At 65.9% G+C, this 16,995-nt stretch carries 17 protein-coding genes; 8 read left to right on the forward strand and 9 right to left on the reverse strand.

Annotated features, from left to right (window positions below; genetic code table 11):
* Both A5784_RS03330 and A5784_RS03335 read left to right on the forward strand, forming a co-directional pair.
* Positions 1–444 carry an SRPBCC family protein gene (locus A5784_RS03330; RefSeq protein WP_064942281.1) on the forward strand — a complete coding sequence of 148 codons (444 nt, stop codon included), beginning with the start codon at positions 1–3 and terminating at the stop codon, positions 442–444.
* A 38-nt stretch (positions 445–482) separates the two neighbouring features.
* Positions 483–1,397, forward strand: a complete 915-nt coding sequence (locus A5784_RS03335) for an LLM class F420-dependent oxidoreductase (protein WP_064942283.1) — start codon at positions 483–485, stop codon at positions 1,395–1,397.
* A gap of 7 nt (positions 1,398–1,404) precedes the next feature.
* Here the strand turns inward: A5784_RS03335 and A5784_RS03340 are convergent, their stop codons facing one another.
* On the reverse strand, positions 1,405–2,574 hold the full coding sequence (locus A5784_RS03340; protein WP_064942285.1) for a pyridoxal phosphate-dependent aminotransferase: 1,170 nt from the start codon (positions 2,572–2,574) through the stop codon (positions 1,405–1,407).
* A 55-nt stretch (positions 2,575–2,629) separates the two neighbouring features.
* Here A5784_RS03340 and A5784_RS03345 point away from each other — a divergent pair, with 55 nt between their 5' ends.
* From A5784_RS03345 to A5784_RS03360, 4 genes are all read left to right on the forward strand, one after another.
* Complete coding sequence (locus A5784_RS03345; RefSeq protein ID WP_064942287.1) at positions 2,630–3,733, forward strand: alkene reductase; 1,104 nt, start codon at positions 2,630–2,632, stop codon at positions 3,731–3,733.
* A gap of 158 nt (positions 3,734–3,891) precedes the next feature.
* A complete protein-coding gene (locus A5784_RS03350) occupies positions 3,892–5,103 on the forward strand; it encodes an acetyl-CoA C-acetyltransferase (RefSeq protein ID WP_029369774.1) in 1,212 nt (403 codons plus the stop codon).
* Between the two features lie 15 nt (positions 5,104–5,118).
* Positions 5,119–7,266 carry a 3-hydroxyacyl-CoA dehydrogenase NAD-binding domain-containing protein gene (locus A5784_RS03355; protein ID WP_064942289.1) on the forward strand — a complete coding sequence of 716 codons (2,148 nt, stop codon included), beginning with the start codon at positions 5,119–5,121 and terminating at the stop codon, positions 7,264–7,266.
* Positions 7,267–7,385: 119 nt separating this feature from the next.
* Positions 7,386–9,209: a S9 family peptidase gene (locus A5784_RS03360; RefSeq protein WP_064942291.1), complete on the forward strand. Its 1,824-nt coding sequence runs from the start codon at positions 7,386–7,388 to the stop codon at positions 9,207–9,209.
* Positions 9,210–9,350: 141 nt separating this feature from the next.
* Here A5784_RS03360 and A5784_RS39580 read toward each other — a convergent pair whose 3' ends face one another.
* The 8 genes from A5784_RS39580 to A5784_RS03395 all read right to left on the reverse strand — a co-directional run bounded on the left by A5784_RS39580 (position 9,351) and on the right by A5784_RS03395 (position 14,869).
* The gene (locus tag A5784_RS39580; RefSeq protein ID WP_286159407.1) at positions 9,351–9,482 is read right to left on the reverse strand and encodes a hypothetical protein; all 132 of its coding nucleotides are present in this window, start codon (positions 9,480–9,482) and stop codon (positions 9,351–9,353) included.
* Positions 9,483–9,575: 93 nt separating this feature from the next.
* Positions 9,576–9,821: a three-helix bundle dimerization domain-containing protein gene (locus A5784_RS03365; protein WP_232005923.1), complete on the reverse strand. Its 246-nt coding sequence runs from the start codon at positions 9,819–9,821 to the stop codon at positions 9,576–9,578.
* 107 nt (positions 9,822–9,928) lie between these two features.
* Positions 9,929–10,525 (reverse strand): class I SAM-dependent methyltransferase, encoded by a 597-nt coding sequence (locus A5784_RS03370; protein ID WP_064942293.1) that lies wholly within the window; start codon positions 10,523–10,525, stop codon positions 9,929–9,931.
* Between the two features lie 44 nt (positions 10,526–10,569).
* Positions 10,570–11,772 (reverse strand): WXG100 family type VII secretion target, encoded by a 1,203-nt coding sequence (locus A5784_RS03375; protein WP_064942295.1) that lies wholly within the window; start codon positions 11,770–11,772, stop codon positions 10,570–10,572.
* Positions 11,773–11,785: 13 nt separating this feature from the next.
* On the reverse strand, positions 11,786–12,271 hold the full coding sequence (locus A5784_RS03380) for a hypothetical protein (RefSeq protein ID WP_156750348.1): 486 nt from the start codon (positions 12,269–12,271) through the stop codon (positions 11,786–11,788).
* 308 nt (positions 12,272–12,579) lie between these two features.
* Positions 12,580–13,413, reverse strand: coding sequence for a type VII secretion target (locus A5784_RS37355; protein ID WP_082944639.1), 834 nt, complete (start codon positions 13,411–13,413; stop codon positions 12,580–12,582).
* 100 nt (positions 13,414–13,513) lie between these two features.
* On the reverse strand, positions 13,514–13,939 hold the full coding sequence (locus A5784_RS03390; protein ID WP_064942298.1) for a pyridoxamine 5'-phosphate oxidase family protein: 426 nt from the start codon (positions 13,937–13,939) through the stop codon (positions 13,514–13,516).
* 48 nt (positions 13,940–13,987) lie between these two features.
* On the reverse strand, positions 13,988–14,869 hold the full coding sequence (locus tag A5784_RS03395; protein ID WP_064942300.1) for a helix-turn-helix transcriptional regulator: 882 nt from the start codon (positions 14,867–14,869) through the stop codon (positions 13,988–13,990).
* A gap of 84 nt (positions 14,870–14,953) precedes the next feature.
* Between A5784_RS03395 and A5784_RS03400 the strand changes: the two genes are divergently transcribed.
* Positions 14,954–15,547, forward strand: coding sequence for a non-oxidative hydroxyarylic acid decarboxylases subunit B (locus A5784_RS03400; protein ID WP_502687487.1), 594 nt, complete (start codon positions 14,954–14,956; stop codon positions 15,545–15,547).
* Positions 15,548–15,567: 20 nt separating this feature from the next.
* A complete protein-coding gene (locus A5784_RS03405; RefSeq protein ID WP_064942304.1) occupies positions 15,568–16,992 on the forward strand; it encodes a non-oxidative hydroxyarylic acid decarboxylases subunit C in 1,425 nt (474 codons plus the stop codon).
* Positions 16,993–16,995 lie beyond the last annotated feature (3 nt).

Raw genomic sequence — 16,995 nt, forward strand, 5'->3', positions numbered from 1 at the left:
ATGGCCGTTCGCGCATCGCGAGAGGTCGTCTTCGACGCCCCGGTGGAGGCGATCATGGACGTCCTCGCCGATGTGGATGCGCTGCCGACCTGGTCATCGGTCCACCGGCACGTCGAGATCGTCGACCGCTATCCCGACGGCAAGCCCCATCACGTCCGCGCGACCATGCGATTGCTGGGCATCACCGACAAGGAAATGCTCGAATACCACTGGGGCGACACCTGGATGGTGTGGGACGCCGAGGAAAACCTGCAGCAGCGCGGTCAGCACGTCGAGTACAACCTGACCCCGGAGATCGACAAGACGCGGGTGCGGTTCGACATCACCGTCGACGTATCCGTGCCGCTGCCCGAGTTCATCGTGCGCCGGGCCAAGAAGCTGGTGCTGTACGTGGCGTTAGACCGGTTGCGTCAGCGCGTCATGGGATTGGCTCAGCCTGCGTAGAACGGAATAGCCGGTGCGGCGCGGCCGGTTGCTGGGACATGCCGACAGGAATCGTTCTCCGGGTTAATCCCGATGCTGACAACGTCGTCGACGACGCGGTCGCCCAGGCCCGCCGCGCCCATGAGGCGGGCGTCCGCCAGGTGTGGCTGGCCCAGCAGTTCGACATCGACGCCATCACACTGTCCGCGCTGATCGGGGCTGCGGTGCCCGGTCTCGGCGTGGGGACGTCGGTGGTGCCGATCAACCCCCGCCACCCACTGCTGGTGGCGTCCGCGGCGCAGACCGCGCAGGCCGCGTCGCACGGGCGCTTCAGCCTCGGGCTCGGACTGGGTGCCCACCATCCCGAGCGCCAGGCATTCGGCACCGACTGGCCCAAGCCGGTGCAACGGCTGCGCGAACACCTCACCGTGCTGCGGGCCATCTTCGACGACGGTGCCGTCGACTTCCAGGGCGGACAGTTCAGCGCCGCCCCGCAGTGGCCGGTCCACGTCGGTGGCGGTACACCGATTCCGGTGTACGTCGCGGCGATGGGACCCGCGGCCCTTCAGGTGACCGGTGAACTCGCCGATGGCACCATGCCGTATCTCGCCGGTCCCCGGACCGTAGGGGAGTTCATCGTCCCGACCATCGAGGCCGCGGCCGAGGCGGCCGGGCGCGCGCAGCCACGGATCATCGCGATGGTGCCCGCGCTGGTATCCGACGACGTGACGAGCGCGCGCGAGCTGGCCGCCGAGCGCTTGGAGTTCTACCAGAGCATCCCGTCGTATCAGAAGGTCATCGCCCGCGAGGGGCTGGCCAACGTGGCCGACCTGGCCGCAGTCGGATCGGCCGCCCAAGTGCGGGCGCAGTTGCAGACCTACCTTGATGCCGGCGCGACCGACGTCGTGATCAGCCCGCTGCGAGCCGAGCAGGCCGACCTCGAAGCGCTGTGGGCGGTCACCGCCGAGCTGTGAGCGAAACTCACAGTTTGAGCACCTGCAGTCGCCGGATCGCCTCGTCGAGCGTGTCGTCGCGCTTGCAGAATGCAAAGCGCACCAAGTGATTCCACAGGTCGGCATGCGGCGCCTCAGCGTCGCAGAACGCCGCCATCGGGATGGCTGCCACACCGGAGCGGTGCGGTAGCTCGGCACAGAACGCCGTGCTGTCGTCGTAGCCCAACGGCCGTGGATCGGCACACAGGAAGTACGTGCCCGCGCTCTCGTGCACCTCGAAGCCGATCTCGGTCAGGGCTGAACTCAAGCGATTGCGCTTGCCCTGAAACGACTCTCGCAGATCGGCCACCCAGGCGTCCTCATGGTTCAAACCGTGGGCGACAGCGGGTTGGAACGGTGCCCCGCCCACATACGTCAGGTACTGCTTGGCTGCGCGCACACCGGCGATGAGATCCTGTGCGCCGCAGGCCCATCCGATCTTCCATCCCGTGACGTTGAACATCTTGGCCGCGCTGGAAATGGTGATGGTCCGCCCGGCCATCCCGGGATAGTTCGCGATCGGGCGGTGCTGATGCCCGTCAAAGACCAGCTGCTCATACACCTCGTCGCTGATCACCAGCAGGTCGTGTTCGACGGCCAGCGCGGCGATGGCATGCAACTCGGCGTCGGAGGCCACGGCGCCCGTCGGGTTGTGCGGGGAGTTGAGGATCAGCGCCCGGGTGTTCGGCGTGACGGCGGCCCGTAGCCCGGCGAGGTCGATCGCGAACCCGTTCCCGTCGGCGACCAGCGGGACAGTGCGGCGTACGCATCCGGCCATGGCGATCACGGGGGAGTACGAGTCGTAGAACGGCTCGATGACCAGCACCTCGGAGCCGGGTTCGACCAGGCCGATGAGCGAGGCGGAGATGGCCTCGGTGGCGCCGACCGTCACCAACACCTCGGTGTCGGGGTCGTAGACCGTGCCGTAATGGCGGTGCCGCTGTGCGGCGATCGCTTGCCGCAGCGCAGGGACACCCAGGCCGGGCGGGTACTGGTTGATGCCTTCGGCGATGGCGTCCTGTGCGATCTTGAGCATCGCGGCCGGGCCGTCCTCGTCGGGAAAGCCCTGGCCCAGGTTCACCGCGCCGAGCTCAGTGGCCAGCGCCGACATCTCGGCGAAGATGGTGACGGCGTAGGGCCGCAGCCGTGTGACAGTCATGTTTCAAGAGGCTAGTGCGGGAATTCAACGGCCACGCGGGGCGCTTACTGCAGGCGTGACCCACGCACTCGCCGCCGATTCCGCACTGCTCCAGCCCATCCAGGTGGGTGACACGCTCGCCACCAACCGTCTGTTCATGGCTCCGCTCACGCGGTCGAGGGCCGACGCCGACGGCACACCGTCAGACCTGGCCGCGGAGTACTACTCGCAGCGCGCCGCCGCGGGGCTCATCATCTCCGAGGCCACCGCCGTGTCGCGGACGGCCAACGGCGCCTACATGAACACCCCCGGCATCTACACCGATGCACACCAGGCGAAGTGGGCCGGGATCGCGCAGGCCGTGCATGACGCAGGCGGCAAGATGTTCGTGCAGCTGTGGCACGTCGGCCGCATGGGGCACTCGGAGATCAGTGGTGTCCAGCCGGTCGCGCCGTCGGCCATCGCCGCGGACATGCTCACCCACACCCCCACCGGCAAGAAGCCGCTGGAGATCCCGCGGGCGCTCGACATCGAGGAGATCCCCGGCATCGTCGCCGACTTCCGGGCTGCCGCGCGCCGTGCCGTGGACGCCGGGATGGACGGGGTGGAGATCCACGGCGCCAACGGTTACCTGCTGCACGAATTCGCCTCCGACGTCGTCAACCAGCGCACCGACGCCTACGGCGGTTCGCCGGAGAACCGGGCCCGGCTGACGGCCGAGGTCGTGGAGGCTGTCGTCGCCGAGATCGGCGCGGGGCGCGTCGGCCTGCGGATCTCTCCCGGAAACCACGCGGGCGATATGCGGGAGAACGACATGAGCGTCTACGAGGCGCTGCTCGACCGCATCGCACCGCTGGGCATCGCGTATCTGCATGTGCTGATCGACCCCAGCGCTCATACCTTCGGCGTGCTGCGTGCGCTGTGGTCCGGAACATTCGTCCTCAACACCGGCCGCAACACCGACACCGACTTTTCCCAGCTCGAGGCGTACGCCGAGTGGGGAGCGATCAGCGCGGCCGCGGTCGGACGGGCCTACCTGGCCAACCCCGATCTGATCGACCGGCTGGTGCTGGGGGCTGAGCTCAACGAGCCCGACGTCGCGACGTTCTACGCGCCGGGTCCGGTCGGCTACATCGACTACCCGACGCTCGCCGAGGTCGCCGAGCCCCGATCGGCCTAGTCTGCCACCGGCCCTCCACGCGTCGATTTGGTGTGGCGTAAGTCTCCCAACCAACAGGTTGGTTTGCGATCCTGTTACTCTCCGGTAGAGGACTGCTGTCAGCGGTTCCGCAAACCCAATACCTGAACCTGGACTGCAAAGAGGCAGGGAGCAGACACATGTCAGAAGAAGCGTTCATCTACGAGGCGATCCGTACGCCGCGTGGCAAACAGCGCAATGGCGCTCTCAACGAGATCAAGCCCGTCAACCTGGTTGTCGGTCTGATCGAGGAGATCCGCAGCCGCTACCCCGACCTCGACGAGACGCTGATCAGCGACGTCATCCTCGGTGTGGTGTCCCCGGTCGGCGATCAGGGCGGCGACATCGCGCGCACCGCAGGCCTGGTCGCCAAGCTGCCGGAGACCACCGGTGGTTTCCAGCTCAACCGCTTCTGCGCCTCGGGTCTGGAAGCCGTCAACCTGGCCGCCCAGAAGGTCCGTTCCGGTTGGGATGACCTGGTGCTGGCCGGTGGTGTCGAGTCCATGAGCCGCGTCCCGATGGGTTCCGACGGCGGCGCCTGGGCCGGTGACCCCGAGACCAACTACCGCATCGGCTTCGTGCCGCAGGGCATCGGCGCTGACCTGATCGCCACCATCGAGGGCTTCTCCCGCGAGGACGTCGACGCCTACGCCGCGCGTTCGCAGGAGCGCGCCGCCGCCGCATGGTCCGGTGGCTACTTCGCCAAGTCCGTCGTGCCGGTCAAGGACCAGAACGGCCTCGTCGTCCTCGACCACGACGAGCACATGCGTCCCGGCACCACCGTGGAGAGCCTGGGCAAGCTCAAGTCCGCCTTCGAGGGCCTGGGTGCCATGGGCGGCTTCGACGATGTGGCGCTGCAGAAGTACCACTACGTCGAGAAGATCAATCACGTTCACACCGGCGGCAACAGCTCGGGCATCGTCGACGGCGCAGGTCTGCTGCTGATCGGGTCTGAGAAGGCCGGCCAGAGCCAGGGCTTGACCCCGCGCGCCCGCATCGTGGCCACCGCCACCAGCGGCGCCGACCCGGTCATCATGCTCACCGGCCCGACCCCCGCCACCAAGAAGGTGCTGGACCGCGCCGGCCTGACCGTCGACGACATCGACCTGTTCGAGCTCAACGAAGCGTTCGCCTCGGTGGTGCTGAAGTTCCAGAAGGACCTGAAGATCCCGGACGAGAAGCTCAACGTCAACGGTGGCGCCATCGCGATGGGTCACCCGTTGGGCGCCACCGGCGCCATGATCACCGGAACCATGGTCGACGAGCTCGAGCGTCGTGGTGCTCGGCGTGCCCTGATCACGCTGTGCATCGGCGGCGGCATGGGCGTGGCCACCATCATCGAGCGCGTCTGAGAGGGCTGAACAACAATGGCTGAGAACACCATTCAGTGGGACAAGGATGCCGACGGCATCGTCACCCTGACGCTGGACGACCCGACCGGTTCGGCCAACGTGATGAACGAGCACTACAAGGAATCCATGCATGCCGCAGTGGAACGCCTTGTGGCCGAAGCTGATTCGATCACCGGCGTGGTGATCACCAGCGCGAAGAAGACCTTCTTCGCCGGTGGCGACCTCAAGGGCATGATGAGCATCGGGCCTGACGCCGCCGCCGAGGCGTTCAAGATGGTCGAGGACATCAAGGCCGACCTGCGCAAGCTGGAGACCCTGCAGAAGCCCGTCGTCGCCGCCATCAACGGCGCCGCGCTCGGCGGCGGCCTGGAGATCGCGCTGGCGTGTAACCACCGCATCGCCGCCGACGTGAAGGGCAGCCAGATCGGCCTGCCCGAGGTCACCCTCGGCCTGCTGCCCGGCGGTGGCGGCGTCACCCGCACCGTGCGGATGTTCGGCATCCAGAAGGCGTTCATGGAGGTGCTGAGCCAGGGCACCCGCTTCAACCCGACCAAGGCCAAGGAGACTGGCCTCGTCGATGAGTTGGTCGGCTCCGTCGATGAGCTGGTACCCGCCGCCAAGGCTTGGATCAAGGCCAACCCCGAGGCCCACACCCAGCCGTGGGATGTCAAGGGCTACAAGATGCCCGGCGGTACCCCGTCGTCGCCGGCGCTTGCCGCGATCCTGCCGTCGTTCCCGGCGCTGCTGCGCAAGCAGCTCAAGGGTGCGCCGATGCCCGCACCGCGCGCCATCCTCGACGCTGCTGTCGAGGGCGCGCAGGTCGACTTCGACACCGCCAGCCGCATCGAGAGCCGCTACTTCACCCAGCTGGTCACCGGCCAGACCGCCAAGAACATGATTCAGGCGTTCTTCCTGGACCTGCAGGCCATCAACGGCGGCGCGTCGCGTCCCGAGGGCATCGCCAAGCAGGAGATCAAGAAGATCGGCGTGCTGGGTGCAGGCATGATGGGCGCCGGTATCGCCTACGTGTCGGCCAAGGCCGGTTACGACGTCGTCCTCAAGGACGTCACCATCGAGGCCGCCGAGAAGGGCAAGGCGTACTCGGAGGCCTTGGAGGCCAAGGCGCTCAAGCGTGGCAAGACCACCGAAGAGAAGAGTGCCGCACTGCTCGCGAAGATCACCCCGACCGCCGACCCCAACGATTTCAAGGGTGTCGACTTCGTGATCGAGGCCGTGTTCGAGAACCAGGAACTCAAGCACAAGGTGTTCCAGGAGATCGAGGACATCGTCGAGCCCAACGCGCTGCTCGGGTCGAACACCTCCACGCTGCCCATCACCGGTCTGGCGACCGGGGTGAAGCGCCAGGAGGACTTCATCGGCATCCACTTCTTCAGCCCCGTCGACAAGATGCCGCTGGTGGAGATCATCAAGGGCGAGAAGACCTCTGACGAGGCGCTGGCCCGGGTGTTCGACTACACGCTGGCCATCAAGAAGACCCCGATCGTGGTCAACGACAGCCGTGGCTTCTTCACCAGCCGCGTGATCGGCACCTTCGTCAACGAGGCGCTGGCCATGCTGGGCGAGGGCGTCGAGCCGGCGTCCATCGAGCAGGCCGGTTCGCAGGCCGGTTACCCGGCTGCGCCGCTGCAGCTCTCCGATGAGCTCAACCTGGAGCTGATGCACAAGATCGCCGTCGCGTCCCGCAAGGGCGTCGAGGACGAGGGTGGCACCTACGTGCCGCACCCGGCCGAGGCGGTCGTGGAGAAGATGATCGAGCTCGGTCGCCCGTCGCGCCTGAAGGGCGCCGGTTTCTACGAGTACGCCGACGGCAAGCGCACGCAGCTGTGGCCGGGCCTGCGCGAGACGTTCAACTCCGGGTCCTCGCAGCCGCCGCTGCAGGACATGATCGACCGGATGCTGTTCGCCGAGGCGCTGGAGACCCAGAAGTGCATCGACGAGGGTGTGCTCACCTCGACCGCCGACGCGAACATCGGCTCGATCTTCGGCATCGGCTACCCGCCCTACACCGGTGGTTCGGCGCAGTTCATCGTCGGCTACGAGGGCCCCGGTGGCGTCGGCAAGGCGGCGTTCGTCGCCCGGGCCAAGGAACTGGCCGCCAAGTACGGCGACCGCTTCCTGCCGCCGGCCTCGCTGGAGAGCTAACTCCTCAGCGCGAGCAGACGTGAAAGTCCCTGACACGCGGCGTGTCAGGGACTTTCGCGTCTGCTCGCCAGTGGGTCTCGGCATACTGACGTCGTCATACCGACAACAAGGGGGCCCCGATGGCGGACGCGACGTTGATCCCACTCGAAGTACTGTTCGGCAATCCGGAGCGCGTGGGCGCGCAAATATCGCCCGACGGGACGCGGCTGTCCTACCTGGCGCCTCTCGACGGCGTGCTCAACGTGTTCGTCGGGGAGATCGGGGCCGGTACCGCTCAACCGGTCACCCACGACACCGACCGGGGGATCCAGAACTACTTTTGGACCTGGGACAACCGGCACCTGATGTACGTCATGGACAAGGACGGCAGCGAGAACTTCCGACTTTATGACGTGGATCCCAGCACCGGCGTCGAGCGCGACCTCACCCCGATGGATGGCGTCCAGTGCCGAGTGATCGCGCACCGCAAGAGATTTCCGAATGAGGTGCTGCTCGGTATCAACAAGGACAATCCGCAGCTGCACGACGTCTACCACCTGGATCTGAAAACCGGTGAGCTGCGCAAGATCCTGGACAACCCGGGTTACCTGGGCTGGGTGGTCGACACTGAGCTGCGGGTGCGTGGCGCGTTCGCTCCCACACCCGAGGGCGGCATGACGATCATGGTGCGCGACGACGAGGACGCGGACTGGCGGGTGCTGCTCGAAGTCGGGCCGGAGGATGCCGAGACGACGGGCCCCGTCAGCTTCAGCCTGGACGGCAGCGCGATGTATCTGCTGTCCTCGGTGGACTCGAACACCACCCGGCTGGTGAAGATGGACATCGCCGGCGGCGCAGTCGAAGTGATCGCCGAGGACCCGGTCTATGACGTCAGCGGGACCATCATTGACCCGGACACACGGGAGATCCAGGGCGTCACGGTGTATGCGGATCGGGTGCAGTACCGCATTTTCGACGACCGGATTCGCGGCGACATCGACGCGCTGGAACAGTTGAGCCCGGGTGAGCTGATGATCAACGACCGCAGCGCCGATGACGGCACCTGGCTGGTGGCGTTCGACAACGACGCCGGCCCGGTGAAGTACTACCTCTGGGATCGCGCCTCGCAGACCGCGACGTTCCTGTTCGACCATCGCCCGGAGCTCAACGACTACCCGCTGGTGCCGATGGAGCCGTTCAGTTTCACCGCGCGCGACGGCCTGACCGTCCACGGCTATCTGTCGTTCCCACCCGGGGTGGAGCGCTCCGGGCTGCCGGCCGTGCTCAACGTGCACGGCGGGCCGTGGGCGCGGGTCGGTTGGGGCCTGGGTCTGGAACAGCAGTGGCTGGCCAACCGCGGCTACGTCTGTGTCGACGTGAACTTCCGCGGCTCCAGCGGATATGGCAAGGAGTTCCTCAACGCGGGCAACCGCGAATGGGGCGCCAAGATGCACGACGACCTGCTCGACGCCGTCGACTATCTGGTGGGCAAGGGCTACATCGACGCCAAGCGGGTCGCCATCTACGGCGGTTCCTACGGGGGCTACGCGGCGCTGATCGGGGCGACGTTCACGCCGGACGTGTTCACCTGCGCGGTCTCGATTGTCGGCCCCTCCAACTTGAACACCCTGATCGAGTCGTTCCCGGAGTACTGGAAGCCGATGATCCAGTTGTGGCACAAGCGAGTTGGAGAGGACCCCGACTTCCTGTGGTCGCGTTCACCGCTGTCGCGGGTGGACGCGATCAAGATTCCGATCCTGATCGGTCAGGGCGAGAACGACCCCAGGGTCAAGCGCGCCGAATCCGAGCAGATCGTCGCGGCGATGGCCGAGCACGGCATCGACCACGAATACGTGATGTACGAGAACGAAGGGCACGGCTTTGCCAAACCCGAGAATCGGCTGGACTTCTTTCACCGCGTCGACCGTTTCCTGGCCAAGCATCTCGGTGGCCGCGCCGAGTGAGATGGCTCCGCGGCGTTGAAATTGCGCTCAGGGCTGTGGAATTCGAGGATTCACGACCCTGAGCGCAATATCACGTTGCGGACAACGTGCGGAGCTTCTCCAGTGCTCTTGCCGAATCACTGTGTGGTTCAGCGCGGTAGATCAGAACATGCTGGCCGGTGACATTGCGGCCATGCGGAACATTGAGCTGGTTGCGGTAGAGGTATAGGTCGCCGAGGACATTTCGTCGATGAGTGCCACCATGCGCGGATCCTCGGGATCGAGGTCGATCAACGGGCATTCGATACCGGCCTGCAGGCCGTCCTCGACGGACTCGAGCTGCGGTACCAGGCTCTTTCGGCAGAGTGACGCTGCGTCGCTCAGGACTCAGGTCGCTGCCACCGCTCGATGCGACAGCTGGTAACGGGCGTTCTTTTCGACGAACAGCGGGACGAAATCACGGATCGTGCTCGCCGCGAACCGTGAATGAGCCTCTTTGACCGCCGCATCGATGGCATCGGCTGTGGCCTCGGGGAACTCCACGGTGAGGCGACGCTCGATATCGGCCAATGCCGTCTGCTCGCTGACGTCGATCATCTTCAAGAGCATCTGCCAGCATTCCGGCTCAGTCAACTGTCAATTGCCAGGTAATCCGATGGTGGTCGGCTGCGAGCGAGAACCTGCGAGGACGAGGGCGCTCGCATACCTGACGTGCATCCGAACTCCTCCGCGGTATCGAGTCAGCTCCGCCGCGCGAACACGTAATGCCGGGCCGGATCCTTGCCGTTGTGGTCCATCGCGGGCTCGCTGCCGCTGGACACCAGGGACCAGTGTTCCGAGAACCGGTGCTTGACCTCTGCCTCGGCGAGGCCGGGCACACCGAACGACGTGCCGGGAACGAACGCCACGATGGACAACACCGCATCGGGCGCCGCGACCGCCGTGATCTCCCGAACGTACGCATCGCGGTCATCGGCGCTCATCCCGTGCAGACACCCGCTGTCGACGATCAGCGTGTAGTCGTGGTCGACCGCCGCGGTGCTCAGCCGCGTCGCGTCGGCCTGGAGAAACCGCACGTCGACACCCCGTTTCGCGGCCTTCGCCCGCGCCTTGTCGATGGCGGTCGCGACGAAGTCCACGCCGGTCACCTGCCAGCCCTGCTCAGCCAGATAGATCGAGTTGTCGCCCGTGCCGCATCCGACGTCCAGCGCCTTGCCCGGCGGTAGCGGATCCTCGCCTTCGATGAGCTGCAAAAGGCCCTGCGCGAGCGGGTGCCCGTCCCACGGCGTGAACCCGAGCCGGTAGAACACTCGGAACAGCCGCTGTCGGGAAGCCATACCCCCACCCTGCCCCGTCAGACGATGCCTGCCAAGGCGGGGTGTCAAGCCCAGTCGTCGTGTTCGATGTCCTCGCCGTCATCGACCCAGACGTGGATGGGCCATCCGTCATCGCCGTATTGATACGTGTGCTTATCCGGCAAATTGCCACCGTCGAATGCGCTGAGGACGCGCTCGCCACCACTGTTGGCGGCGGATGCAGGGCTACCAGCGGTGTTGCCTGCGTCCAATCTGGTTGGCGCAGATGTCGCGGGCATCGGCGCGGTGGCACTGGCCGGTCCGACCTTGCTGACGGGTGGGGCGCCCGCACCTGTCGGGGGTGATGTTGGGCCTGAGCGCGCGGTCGGTTCCTGGTTGGCATGGACGGGCGCAGATCCCGCGTTTGTCGAAGCCGGTCGCGTCGGCGCCGCACCGGCATTGCGACCGGGATTCACCGGGCTTGACGGAGTCGGTGTCGTGCCTGTGGTGGGCCGCGGTGTCGGTGCGGACGGAGGTTGGACAGGCGTGCGCGGGGCGCTTGGTGCACTGCCCGGGGTCGACGGGCCAGTGGGCACGGTCTGGCCTGGACTGTCGACCTTCGAACCCGGCTTTGCGGGAGAATCGGGGCCGCTCGGCTTGGCGCCGGGTCCAGGGGCCGGCGCAGTGGTGTTGCCGTCCTTGGGTTTCGGTTCGCCGGGCGACGGACTGTCCGACCGATTCGGCGGGCCGGCGTGATCAGCGGGACTGCGCAGGCCGGCGGTTGCCTTGCGCACTGCGTCGGCCAGCGCTCGGTCCGCGCTGTCGAACTGGGCGAGCAGGGTCTTGAGCTTGACCGAACTGATGGCAGCGATCTGCCGGACTTCCATCTCCGTGACGGGGCTCAACGTGGCCAGTTGGTCGAGCGGACTTCCCGGCCGCACAGACACCGTGCCGTCATCGGCGACTTGCCAGCCCTGCTGGGTGAAGGTTTCCACTGCATCGACAACGCCGGTGCGGATCGCGGACAACTGGGATCCGCCGTCGGACAGCGCTGAGTACAGCAGACCGAGGGTATCGGCGATCTTTTGCTGCTCGACGAGCGTGCGTTGCGCCGTCGCGATTGCTGCCTCGGAAGCTGTTCCCTCCCAACCGCTCCTCAGCCGGTCGAGGTTCTGTTTACCGGCGTCGAGCTGCTGACTGGCGGTGGTGGCGGAATTCCCGGCATGGACAGCGGCTGCCATGACCTGCTCGGGTTGCGAACCCGTGACCGAAGAAATCGTGACTGTCATCGGCGGGGCCCTGTCAGCATTCCCAAACGGTGCACAGCTGAGGGTTCATGGCTGCGAACACATCTTCATCAGCGGCGCCTGCCCATGGTGTGCTGGGGCTGCCAGTGGTCCAGACTGTCAGCTCGGTGATGGTGCTGCCGACGTTGGCGAGGTACACGTGTGCCGTGGATTTCCCGTCGGAAGAACGTATTTCGGCGGCAACCTGGTGGCATCCGCCGCGAGAGACGCTGGGGCATCTAGCGTCAACGGGGGTGGTGAACTGCAGTGTTGTGCCCGGTGCGGTGGAGGTGCACTGGTTCAGAACATTCTGCAAGTTGGAGGCGTCGAGGCTCACTGTCTGGCCCATGGTCCACGGGTCACCGGGATAGTGCACGATGACTTGTTCAGCCGACCAGTGGCCGTCACCGTTGTCCACGACGGCTCGGGCGTTGTCCCCATCGGCAATCGGTGATGGCGTTGCCCCGCACAGTCCGTAGAGGCGGAACGTGCTGGTTCCCAAGGGTTCTGCGCGGTCAGCGAGATTAGGCCACGGTTGGTCGGAGTTTTGCGGAATCCGATCGGCGCTGATCCAGGCCGCAGCCGGTACAGGCACCGCCGCTTGCGGTTTCGCGCCCGGCGATGGGGAAGCGCTCGCTGTCTCAGCAGTCGCGGCCGGCTTCGGCGGTGCAGAGCTTGTGTGGGTGGTCGGTTCAGCCTGGGGTGCGCCCGCCGTCGTAGTGCCGCAAGCCGACATGGCAGCGGCCGCAATGACTGTCGTGACAACGAGTACCAACGCGCGCAGGGCTGTCATCGAACTCCTGTTAAGTCTCAATAACCCTGGTGGACGCCAGGGTTGGCTTGCGGGATCTTGGCGAGAATGTCGGAACCGTCGGGCGCGACGCCGTAGTTGCCGACAAGGTAGTTCATCGATGCGGCGATGTTGGCGACCGGGTCGTATATGTCATTCGACGTGCCGGGTTGGTGGTACCGCGCGAAAGTCCCTGGCACGCACTGGGCCAGACCACGCGAACAGCCGTTGCCCGAGCCATCGGACACTTTGTACGTCGAGTTGGGCGGCTTGGCGTTGATGTCCCAGTTGTTGACCGCCATGGGGTTGTACGACGATTCGTGCTGAGTGAGAGTCATGTACGCGTCGATCCAGCGTTGCCGTGCAGCCGGGTCGGTGACGCCGCGTTGGTCCAAGGCCTGATTGATGGCGGTCCGGGTGGCGTCGGCCCCTGAGGGCCAGTTCCCGTTGTCGTAGGTCACCTGGTCGACGGGGATGGCTTGCGGACCCGCCCCCGTGGCCGGCGCGGGGCCGGGTTCGCCCTTCTTTGTACCGTCGTCGTCTTTCTTGTTGGGATCATCGACGGTCTTGTCGAGCTTTTTGCCCAGCTCGGCATCGGTCTTTTCGTACTTGTCAGCTGCCTGGCCGAGGTTGGTGGACAGCTGCGACAGTTCGTTGCCCACGTGCCGGACAGCGTCGTCGACGAGCGTGGCGGCCTGCTCGGCTGCGCCACCGGTGACGAGGCCTGGCAGGCTCGCGGTCAGACCCGAGAGTCCCTGGCCGATGTTCGCGCCGGACAGCGCGGCTCCGATCTGGTTGAACCCGTCCGCTGCTGACCGCAAGACACCGGGATCGACGCGCAGTTTCGGAGCCACCCACGGAGCCTAACCGTGGCGGAGACTCCGTCTGCGCGCCAATTCCGTTGTGCCAGTGGGTCTGTGAACCCGCTGACAGGATGCTGTGAACGTGTCGGTGTCAGACGCTGCCGAGGTCCGCGGAAAGCCAGTGCTCGGGCTTCAGGTAGACCGCGACGCTCTCACCGTGTTCGCGGCGGGCGAACTCCAGATACGGTTCGACCTTCTCCGGGGCGAGGTAGCGCTTGGTCATCTCGACAAGCTGCTCGTCAGTGCCCGGCTCGATGCGGCTCACCGCCCCGTCGACGGCCACGTAGCGCACGCTCGGCTCGAGCCGCTCGACCATCAGCGACAAGTGCCCGGCCGATTCGATGAGCCGGTGCTTGCGCGACCCGTTGCCGGTCAGCAGCCAGGGTTCGCCGCCCGGCGTGTACTGGTACCAGATCGGTACGGTCAGTGGTCCGCGCTTGTCGCCTGCAAAGACCGACAGGGCGGCGATGTGCGGTTCGGATAGAAACTGTTCGCGTTCGTCCTTGGATAGGGCCATCCTGACAGCCTAGAACGACTTTTGAAAAACGCTGTGAAGCAGCTGTATTCAGATTCCGCGGACGCGAGAACGAAACGTAGCGGGGGTTTCACCGGTACGGGTGCGGAAGAACTTGGTGAACATCGTCGGATCGGGAATGCCGACGCGGGCGCCGATCGCGGTGCCCGTCAGGTCGGTGTGTACCAGCAGTCGCTTGGCCTCCAGCAGTACCCGGTTGTCGATGACGCCCTTGGCGCCGTGGCCCGTCGCCAGCCGGCACGCCCGCGTCAGCGTGCGCACGCTGTACCCGAGCTCGGAGGCGTAGTCCTCGACGCGGTGCCGGTGCGCGTAGTCCCGCTCGACGGCCAGCTGGAAGTCGCGGAACACGGTGTTCGCGGAATCCGTCGAGGCACTCTCGGCGCTGGTTGCCAGGTGCAGCAGCAGCGCCGACAGCAGGTGGCGCACGATCTCGATACGGATCGCCTGAGGCGCGCCCGCCTGGTCCCGGTGCGCGTCGACGAGGAGTCGGGCGGTCCGATCGGCTGCGGGGGATCGGATCGGCGTCGGTGTCGCAGGCGGGCTGTCGACGTCTGCTGCCGCAACCGTGGTGTCGTCGAGGAATCCCGACGGGAACAGCAGGATGGTGCCGTCGGAATCGGCGAGGTCGGGCCGCCACTGCAGCACCTGGCGCGGCCGCACCCACAGCCAATCATGGTGGACCAGTTCGTATTCGGTGAAGTCAACGGCACAGTGCATGGGTGGGCCCGTGACCGTGACGAGATGGTGGAACGCCGGGCGCATCGGGGTGAACGGATCGAGACCGTGACCGCGTGCTCGCCGCTCCAGATCGGCGAAACTGAGCACTTCGACGCCCGGGGTGGCGGCCGAGCCGTGGAACGGCACTTCGGTCGGCAGCATTTCCATCACCTCGGGTTGTCCGATTTTCACCATATGGTGTCCGCCGGAGACGTAGTGCACTTCAGTGTATGCGCCGTAACGTCGGTTTTCAGCACACAGAGTCGACCGAAAGAGTCCATCATGCGTTTGATTGTCGGGATGACCGGGGCAACCGGAGCGGTCTTCGGGATCCGGCTGCTGGAGAACCTCGCGCAGCTGCCGGAGGTGGAAACCCACCTGGTGCTCAGCCGCTGGGCTCGCACCACCATCGAGCTCGAAACAGGAATGTCCACCGCGCAGGTGGGGCAGCTCGCTGACGTCGTGCATCACCCCGAGGACCAGGGCGCGACGATCTCATCGGGCTCGTTCCGCACCGACGGCATGGTGATCGTGCCGTGTTCGATGAAGACGCTGGCAGGCATCCGCGCCGGGTATGCCGACGGGCTGGTGGGCCGCGCCGCCGACGTCGTCCTCAAGGAACGCCTCAAGTTGGTGTTGGTGCCGCGCGAGACGCCGCTCAGCGAGATTCACCTGGAGAACATGCTCGACCTGGCTCGCAAAGGCGTGCAGATGGTGCCACCCATGCCTGCGTTCTACAACCACCCGCAGACGCTGGATGACATGGTCGACCACGTCGTCGCTCGCATCCTCGACCAGTTCGACCTGCCTGCCCCGGCCGCCAAACGCTGGGACGGTATCCGCGCCGCCCGCGAAATGCATTCCGTCGCCTGACAACCCGAGAGGACATCGATATGGCCTACGACGACCTGCGTAGCTTTTTGCAGACCCTTGACGAGCAGGGGCAACTGCTGCGCATCACCGACGAGGTGATGCCCGAACCGGACATCGCCGCGGCGGCCAACGCCGCGCCCCGGCTCGGCGACAACGCGCCGGCACTGTACTTCGACAACGTCACCGGCTTCACCAACGCCCGCATCGCGATGAACGTGCACGGATCGTGGGCGAATCACGCACTGGCATTGGGTTTGCCGAAAGATACCGGAGTCAAGGCGCAGGTGGAGGAGTTCATCGCGCGGTGGGCCGAGTTTCCCGTCGCTCCCGAATGGCGCGAGGACCCGCCGTGGGCGCAGAACACCCAGACCGGCGACGACATCAATATTTTCGAGGTACTGCCCCTGATCCGGCTCAACGACGGTGACGGCGGCTTCTATCTCGACAAGGCCGCGGTGGTGTCGAAAGATCCCGAGGACCCGGAGAATTCGGGTAAGCAGAACGTCGGGATCTACCGAATCGAGGTCAAGGGACGCCGCAAGCTGGCGCTGCAGCCGGTGCCGATGCACGACATCGCCCAGCACCTGCACAAGGCCGAGCAGGTCGGCGAGGATCTGCCCATCGCCATCACACTGGGCAACGACCCGGTGATCTCCATCGTCGCGGCCACGCCGATGGAATACGACCAGAACGAGTACGAACTGGCCGGGGCACTGCGCGGCGCTCCGGCGCCCATCGCCCGCTCGCCGCTGCACGGGCTCCCGGTCCCGTGGGGCTCCGAGGTGGTCATCGAGGGCGTCATCGAAGGGCGTAAGCGTGAAATCGAAGGACCCTTCGGCGAATTCACCGGGCACTACTCGGGTGGCCGCAACATGACCGTCATCCGCATCGACCGCATCTCCTACCGGGACAACCCCGTGTTCGAGCACCTGTACCTGGGCATGCCGTGGACCGAGATCGACTACCTCATGGCTGCCAACACCTGCGTGCCGTTGTACGAACAGCTCAAGAAGGACTTTCCCGAGGTGCAGGCCGTCAATGCCATGTACACCCACGGCCTGGTGGTGATCGTGTCCACCAAGAAGCGTTACGGGGGCTTCGCCAAAGCGGTCGGGATGCGGGTGCTCACCACACCGCACGGACTCGGCTACGCGGCGACGGTCATCATGGTCGACGAGGACGTCGACCCGTTCAACCTGCCGCAGGTCATGTGGGCGTTGTCGACGAAGATGAACCCGGCCGGTGACCTCGTGCAGGTGCCCAACCTGCCGATCCTTGAACTCGCGCCGCAGGCCAATACCCCTGGCGTGGTGGACAAGCTCATCATCGACGCCACCACACCGGTGGCCGCGGATCGGCGGGGCAACTATGGCAACCAGGTGCGTGACCTGCCCGAGATGGGGCAGTGGCTCACCAAACTTCAACAGCTGCAAGCCAACCGTTAAGGA

The sequence above is a fragment of the Mycobacterium sp. 852013-50091_SCH5140682 genome (assembly GCF_001665685.1).
GTDB lineage: Bacteria > Actinomycetota > Actinomycetes > Mycobacteriales > Mycobacteriaceae > Mycobacterium.

Coding starts and splice junctions, on each gene's coding strand:
- A5784_RS03330 (WP_064942281.1), top strand. CDS start 1: ATGGCCGTTCGCGCATCGCGAGAGGTCGTCTTCGACGCCCCGGTGGAG.
- A5784_RS03335 (WP_064942283.1), top strand. CDS start 483: ATGCCGACAGGAATCGTTCTCCGGGTTAATCCCGATGCTGACAACGTC.
- A5784_RS03340 (WP_064942285.1), bottom strand. CDS start 2,574: ATGACTGTCACACGGCTGCGGCCCTACGCCGTCACCATCTTCGCCGAG.
- A5784_RS03350 (WP_029369774.1), top strand. CDS start 3,892: ATGTCAGAAGAAGCGTTCATCTACGAGGCGATCCGTACGCCGCGTGGC.
- A5784_RS03355 (WP_064942289.1), top strand. CDS start 5,119: ATGGCTGAGAACACCATTCAGTGGGACAAGGATGCCGACGGCATCGTC.
- A5784_RS03360 (WP_064942291.1), top strand. CDS start 7,386: ATGGCGGACGCGACGTTGATCCCACTCGAAGTACTGTTCGGCAATCCG.
- A5784_RS03370 (WP_064942293.1), bottom strand. CDS start 10,525: ATGGCTTCCCGACAGCGGCTGTTCCGAGTGTTCTACCGGCTCGGGTTC.
- A5784_RS03375 (WP_064942295.1), bottom strand. CDS start 11,772: ATGACAGTCACGATTTCTTCGGTCACGGGTTCGCAACCCGAGCAGGTC.
- A5784_RS03390 (WP_064942298.1), bottom strand. CDS start 13,939: ATGGCCCTATCCAAGGACGAACGCGAACAGTTTCTATCCGAACCGCAC.
- A5784_RS03395 (WP_064942300.1), bottom strand. CDS start 14,869: ATGGTGAAAATCGGACAACCCGAGGTGATGGAAATGCTGCCGACCGAA.
- A5784_RS03405 (WP_064942304.1), top strand. CDS start 15,568: ATGGCCTACGACGACCTGCGTAGCTTTTTGCAGACCCTTGACGAGCAG.